3 protein-coding genes are annotated in these 7,193 nt (G+C 44.6%); 2 read left to right on the plus strand and 1 reads right to left on the minus strand.

Annotation, left to right across the window (positions count from 1 at the left end):
* Positions 1-458: 458 nt before the first annotated feature.
* Entirely contained in the window at positions 459-1,667 is a 1,209-nt protein-coding gene (locus tag QUA16_RS34680) for an argininosuccinate synthase (protein WP_333109161.1), read from the minus strand.
* 388 nt (positions 1,668-2,055) lie between these two features.
* On the opposite strand from QUA16_RS34680, the gene QUA16_RS34685 reads away from it, so the two are divergent.
* Together QUA16_RS34685 and QUA16_RS34690 are read left to right on the plus strand one after the other, a co-directional pair.
* Positions 2,056-2,994, plus strand: coding sequence for a glycosyltransferase (locus QUA16_RS34685; RefSeq protein WP_333109159.1), 939 nt, complete (start codon positions 2,056-2,058; stop codon positions 2,992-2,994).
* Between the two features lie 752 nt (positions 2,995-3,746).
* Complete coding sequence (locus tag QUA16_RS34690) at positions 3,747-6,899, plus strand: PAS domain-containing protein (protein ID WP_333109157.1); 3,153 nt, start codon at positions 3,747-3,749, stop codon at positions 6,897-6,899.
* The last annotated feature ends 294 nt before the right edge of the window (positions 6,900-7,193 follow it).

The raw sequence follows: 7,193 nt of genomic DNA on the forward strand, positions 1-7,193 counted from the left end.
TCATCTTTATTTGACGATTTTACTAGCTTTTTCATTTTAACTCTTTTTTGACACATTCGCAAAAGTGAGATGCACCCAATTTGTCTGAAGACAGTTTAACAAATTATTAGAAAAACAACCAATTACCAATTACCAATTATTACTGTATTTTACTAACTCATAACTTAGGTAATTGGCACAGGTTGGGCGACTGCGGCAAATAAGGTGTGCCATGTACACCCTACTTTAATTCCGCGAATCGGCGGCTTAACATCCAATAAGGTTCAGTTAAAACTATTTATTCCGGGCGAGATCCCCCTAAATCCCCCTGATTGTTGGGGGACGCAAGAGTAATTTCTTGTCTCCCCCGACCTAGGGGCGGTGCGACCCCTACTCCCCGTGCCCGCCCTTGGCTAGGGGGGATCGAGCTTAACTGAGCCGTATTGGCTTAACGTCAGGTTTTCAACCCTAATTCGATCCTATTTGTAACCTCTATTTTTCTCCGACCAAATGCGGGTTGGTAGTCCCCAAACATAGACAAATCCTTCGGCAGCTTTGTGATCGAATTCGTCCTCTGCGCCGTAGGTTGCTAAGTCGAAACTGTACAGAGAATTGTCAGATTTGCGGCCGACAATGGTCGCATTTCCTTTGAACAGTTTGAGCCGCACGGTTCCAGTTACTCGCTTTTGCGTGTCCTGAATAAATGCGTCTAAAGCGGTTTTCAAAGGATTGTACCAAAGACCGTTATAAATCATTTGGCTGTAGGTTTCTTCGATGCCTCGCTTGTATCGCGTCACATCTGCTGTCAGCGTCAAACTTTCTAAGTCTCGGTGCGCGTGCATCAAAACTAAAATCGCTGGTGTTTCGTAAATTTCGCGCGATTTAATCCCGACGAGGCGGTTTTCAATCATGTCAATCCGGCCGACTCCGTGGTTTCCGACTATTTCGTTGAGTTGGGAAATTAAGGCGACTGGTGATAACTCTTTGCCGTTCAAAGTGACAGGATTTCCGAACTCGAAACCGATTTCAATATATTCGGGTGTGTCGGGAGTTTGTTCGATCGCCTTTGTCATCAAATAAACTTCCTCTGGCGGTTCCGCCCAAGGATCTTCGAGGATTCCGGCTTCAATTGCCATTCCCAATAAGTTGCGATCGATACTGTAAGGCGAAGACTTTTTCACCGGCGACGGAATGCCGCATCTTTCGCCGTATGCGATCGTTTCCTCGCGGCTCATTTTCCACTCCCGCGCCGGTGCTAAGATTTTAATCTTGGGGTTGAGCGCGCCGATCGACACATCGAACCGCACCTGATCGTTTCCTTTGCCGGTGCAACCGTGGGCGATCGCATCTGCACCGTATTTTTCCGCAGCTTCTACTAACAATTTAGCAATCAGCGGGCGAGCGAGGGCAGTCGAAAGGGGATAACGGTTTTCGTAAAGTGCGTTAGCTTGAATCGCTGGAAACGCATAGTCTTTGACAAATTCTTCGGTAGCATCAATAACTAAAGATTCCGAAGCACCGGATGCTAAAGCTTTTTTGCGGATCGGTTCTAATTCGTCTCCCTGTCCCAAATCCGCGGCCAGAGTAATTACTTCTTCAACACCCCACTCGTTTTTGAGGTAAGGAATGCAGACGGAGGTATCGACTCCGCCCGAATATGCTAGGACAACTTTTTTAGCGCGACTCATTGTTCTTTACATCCTGAATTTAACTGACATCTTGCACCCTTGTCACTAAGCTTTTCAGGGCGGGCTCTTCGACCCAACCCCTACTCCCCACAAAAAAATATCATTTTTGTGGAACAGGCATCTTGCCTGTTCTGGAGAATGGTGTAAGATGCCTGCCCCACAATAAAATTAAATGTTTGTGGAACAGGCATCTTGCCTGTTCTGGAGAATGGTGCAAGATGTGATATTTAACCGACTTTTCATTATGCACCTAATTGAGATCGATTCTTGTCAGAAATAGTACAGATTTATATATTCTTTTTTTGCTAAACTTGGCTATTTACCGGGGGAGTTGCTGCGAAAAATCTGCTACCGTGGGATACGGTAACTGTGGCGATGGGGAAAAACCGTGTTTTTTAGTGTTGTGATTCCGACGTATAATCGTAAACCGATTTTGGCAAAATGTCTACTGGCTTTGGAAAATCAGCAGTTCGGTGAGATTGTCAGAGAGTATGAAATAATTGTCGTGGACGACGGATCGACGGACGGGACGCTGGAGTGGTTGGCCGCAAATGCTGACTTGTTGCCTCATGTGCGATCGATCTGTCAATCTCACCAGGGCCCGGCGGCGGCTCGGAATTTGGGCGTTGAAGATGCTAAGGGCGATACGATTATTTTTATTGACAGCGATTTGGTGGTAACAGAGCATTTTTTGCAAGCACACGCCGATGCTTTACTACAGGGTTACAAAGATACTGATGCTGTTTTTACTTACGGCAGCGTGATTAATACTTGCAATTTCGACAATCCTACCTCAGAACCTTACAAAATTACCGATTTTTCGGCGGCTTATTTTGCTACGGGAAATGTGGCGATCGCCCGCCACTGGCTGCTGGCTGCTGGACTTTTTGACAATCGCTTTCAACTGTACGGATGGGAAGATTTAGAGTTGGGAGTTAGGTTAAAAAAATTAGGTTTAAAACTCATTAAATGTCCGGCTGCTGTCGGCTATCACTGGCATCCACCTTTTAGTTTAGAGCAAATTCCGGGCATGATTGACCGCGAAATTCAGCGCGGTAGAATGGGAGTTTTGTTTTATCAAAAACACCCAAGTTGGGAAGTACGGATGATGATTCAAATGACTGTTTTGCACCAAATCCTGTGGGGAGTTTTATCATTAGGTGGGATGCTTAACGAGCGAACGATGACTCCTTTTTTGCAGTGGTTGATTGACCAAGGCAAGCCGCAGTTAGCTCTAGAAATTGCTCGGATTTTTCTGAATTGGTATAACGTGAAAGCCGTGTACGCCGCTTGCGGGGAATTGCAGGCAGAGAACAACATACCATAAATCAGCCCGACAGCGCCAATAAAATATAAGATATTGTAGGAGTTTTTCAGGAGCCATTGGTCTCAAGTTAAGCTCATAATTAGTAACGGTATACTGTTTGACAATTATGCCTACACTGCCCTAGCGCTGCTTCAGAAGGGGGATTTAGGGAACAGGGCTCTTTCGGGGCAACCACGGGGGATTGCCCCTACGAAAAACCAGGCTTTTGTAGGGGCGGTGCCAAGAATGCCCGCCCCCACCCAGAGATGATTTCATAGGCATTTCAGGCATCGGTGGAACCGGGCGTGGGTTTTGCCCCTACAAGAAAATGAAACCGCCCTGGATTTAGGGAACTCAAGACTTGGATACAAACCCGAAAAAAAAGAACTTTAGTCTTAAGTTGACACCCTTCGGTCTGTTTTAATTAACCTTTCGAGTGTGGGTATCTAGTGACCAAACACAATAGAGAGCCACCCGGTAAAGGGAGGAAAAACCGGGTTATAAAAATTGTAAAAGTACAACTTTTACCTCTAATCAAAATTCCTTGCTTAGCCTGTGATTTGAGGCATCAAGGCTGTTTTCTCACTCGGCTCCGATAAGTTGAGCCACCAACATTTTCAAAAGAGCAGTGTTTTTGATATAATGACAGATGATTTAGGAGTGTGCTATATAGTCAATAGTTGTGCTGGTTCATCGGAGAGTGTTAGCTACAAGCGGTTAATGACTTTAAAAATATTCCCACATATACAACTTGAATAGTTGGAGGGTTTGCTGTGAATACAACTGACGATAAAAATCCCAGACTAGAAACAATTAGGCTTCAAAACACTGTCTTACAAGAAAATATTTTAATGGTGGACGACCATCCAGAAAGCTTGCGACTTTTATCCCAGCTTTTGTCTAAGCGGGGATATAAAGTGCGGCCGACACGAGATGGCAAATTGGCTCTTAACTTTGCTCTGTCGAGTCCACCGGATTTGATTTTGCTGGACATTATGATGCCAGGTATGGATGGCTATCAAGTCTGCGAACAGCTAAAAGCTTGTCCGCAAACCAAACACATTCCTGTGATTTTTATTAGCTCTTTAAATGAAGTTTTTGATAAAGTCAAAGCTTTTTCGGTGGGGGGGGCCGACTACATTAGTAAACCATTTCAAACAGAAGAAGTGGTGAGCCGTGTCGAAAATCAACTGCTTCTGAACCGTCTTTATAAACAAATTTTAGCACAAAATGCGCTGCTGCAAGCAGAAATAGAAGAACGCAAGCGGATCGAAGCCGAACTCCGAGACAGCCAACGCTGGCTTTCGGCCGTAATTCAAACACATCCTAATCTTTTGTACGTTTCCGATTTGATTGAACAGCGAACTCTGTATATCAACCGCGAAATCTATAGCGATATTGGCTACACCCTGGAAGAAATCCAGCAGATGGCAGGAGGATTTCTTCCTAACTTAATACACCCTGACGATTTGCCCGGATTCTCAGAACACATGAGCAGGATTGAGGCAGCAAAAGACGGTGAAAGCTTTGAGTTTGAGTACAGAATTCCGCACAAAAATGGTGAATATCGCTGGTTTGTTAGCGTGGATACAGTGTTCGCCAGAACACCAGACGACAAACCTTGGAAAATTTTAGGAACGGCTACTGAAATTAGCGATCGCAAACAAGCAGAACTCGAACTTAAAACAGCTTTAGCTGCTTTGGAACGGCAAATTAAGCAAAGATTTCTGCTAGAAACAATTACTCTGGAAATTCGTTACAGCTTAAAGCAGGAGCAAGTTTTTCAAACGGCGACTGCCCAAATTGGTCGCATTTTTAATGCTGATTGCTGCTTGGTTCACACCTACACAGAACACCCTATTCCCAGAATTGTTAATGTCGCTGAGTACAGAAAATCCGCATCCAAATCGCTTTTAGATTTAGAAATTCCCATAGAGGGCAATCCTCACGTTCAGTTTTTATTGTCCCAAGATCAAGCTGTAGTTTCTAACGATGTTTTTTCCGAACCGCTGCTAGAAAACGTCCGAGATTTGTGCAGTCAAATAGGTTTGAAGTCGATGATATCCATCCGCACTTCCTACCAGGGAAAAGCCAACGGAATGATATGCTTGCACCAGTACGATCGCCCGCGCCACTGGACACCAGATGAGATCGGATTATTGAAAACTGTGGCGGCACAAATGGGAATTGCGATCGCTCAAGCCAATCTTCTCGAACAAGATAAACAACAGCGACTTAAACTTCAACAAAGCGAAGCTAGTCTAGCAGCAGCCCAAAAAATTGCCCATATCGGCAGTTGGGAATTTGATTTAGTCACAAATAAAATTACTTGGTCAGAAGAAGTATTCCGCATTTTTGGTCTTGACTCAAGTGCAACTGAACCGACATCTGCCAAACTTTTAAAGATGTGTCATCCCGACGACAGAGAATTATTTCAACAAACAGTCAGCCTGACTATCTCACAAGGAATTTCCTACAAAAGAGAGTTCCGATTTTTGCATCCTAGCGGTCAAATTATATACGTGGAAGGAAGGGGAGAAGCTGTTTTTAGCGAAACTGGGGAAGTAATCAAACTGTTGGGAACAGTGATGGATATTAGCGATCGCAAACAAGCCGAAGCAGCTTTGCAAATTAGCGAAGAACGTTTTTATCTGGCATTTGAAGGCAGTGCGATGGGATTGTGGGATTGGAATCTGGCCACGGGAGAAGTCTATTTTAATCCCCGGTGGAAAATGATGCTGGGATATGAAGTAGAGGAAATAGCAAATAGTTTTGCATCCTGGGAGCAACTGGTACATCCAGAGGATTTGTCTCCGGCTAAAGCAGCGCTAAATGCTCACCTGGAAGGCAAAAATCCTACTTACGAAGTGGAATTTAGGATGCTGACAAAATCCGGGGAGTGGAAGTGGATTTTAGCTCAAGCGAAGGTGATGGAACACGACGCTTCGGGAAATCCTTTGCGGATGACGGGCACCCATATTGATATTAGCGATCGCAAACAAGCCGAAGTAGAGTTGCAATTTAGCGAACAGCGAGAACGAGAAAAAGCGCAACAGTTAGAACTAACTCTGGCCGACTTAAAAAAGGCTCAATCTCACCTTATTCAAGCCGAAAAAATGTCAAGTATCGGGCAAATGGTAGCCGGAATAGCCCATGAAATCAATAACCCGATTAGCTTCATCTACGGCAATATTATTCCCGCCGCACAGTACGCTCGCGATTTGGTGAAGTTGCTCCAATTCTACCAGCAATACTATCCTGAACCAGTTCCAGAAATAGCCCAAGAATTGGAAGAAGTCGAGGTGGATTTTATAGCTGGCGATTTCCCGAAAATCATGGCTTCAATGCAAGAAGGTGCTAACCGCATTAAGCAGATAGTGCTGTCTTTGAGAAACTTTTCTAGACTCGACGAAACAGATCGCAAAGTAATAGACATTCATGAAGGAATAGAGAGCACGTTGGTGATTTTGCAGCACCGATTCCAGTCACAGCCAAAACGTCGGGAGATTCAAGTTATTAAAAATTACGGGAACCTGCCCAAAGTCGAGTGTTATCCGGCTCAATTAAACCAGGTATTTATGAATTTGCTGGTGAATGCGATCGACGCTATAGAAGAGTCATCAGCCCACTGTACTTGCAAAGTTAACCAGATTCGCATTGTTACTGAACTCAGCAGCGAAAATAAAGTGTGTGTGCGGATTTATGACAGCGGGCCCGGTATCCCTCCCGAAGTTCAGTCAAGGATGTTTGACCCGTTTTTTACTACCAAACCTGTCGGCAGCGGCACTGGTTTGGGGTTGTCGATTAGTTACCAAATAGTTAAAGACACCCACGGCGGTAAGTTGGAGTGTCATTCAGAAGTTGGCCGGGGAACAGAATTTGCGATCGAACTGCCGATTTCGCAAAAGTTGAAAGTTGAAAGTTAGGATAAGCTGTTAAATCATGGGCGGTAAATTAACCATAATTCTTGTAGGGGCCGGTTCACCACAAATCTATAATATTACTCACAGATGAGCGTAAACCCCCTCGACCGTCAGATGGGGGGCAATTGCAACGGATATCATATTAATTGTGTATCAGAACCTATTTTAGGGTGCGTGATAACCTGACATTTTCTCCCGTATTTCCTGCGAACGGTCTGTCATTTAGGATCGCGAATTAAATAACTTACAATTTTAATTGTTATTGTGGGATGGGCGTCCCGCCCGTCCTTTTTGGAC

It is taken from the genome of Microcoleus sp. S13_C3 (genome assembly GCF_036700905.1).
Taxonomy (GTDB): domain Bacteria; phylum Cyanobacteriota; class Cyanobacteriia; order Cyanobacteriales; family Microcoleaceae; genus Microcoleus.

What these genes read in the sequence shown, in the direction of transcription:
- QUA16_RS34680 (WP_333109161.1), bottom strand. Translation starts at nt 1,667, where the DNA reads ATGAGTCGCGCTAAAAAAGTTGTCCTAGCATATTCGGGCGGAGTCGAT.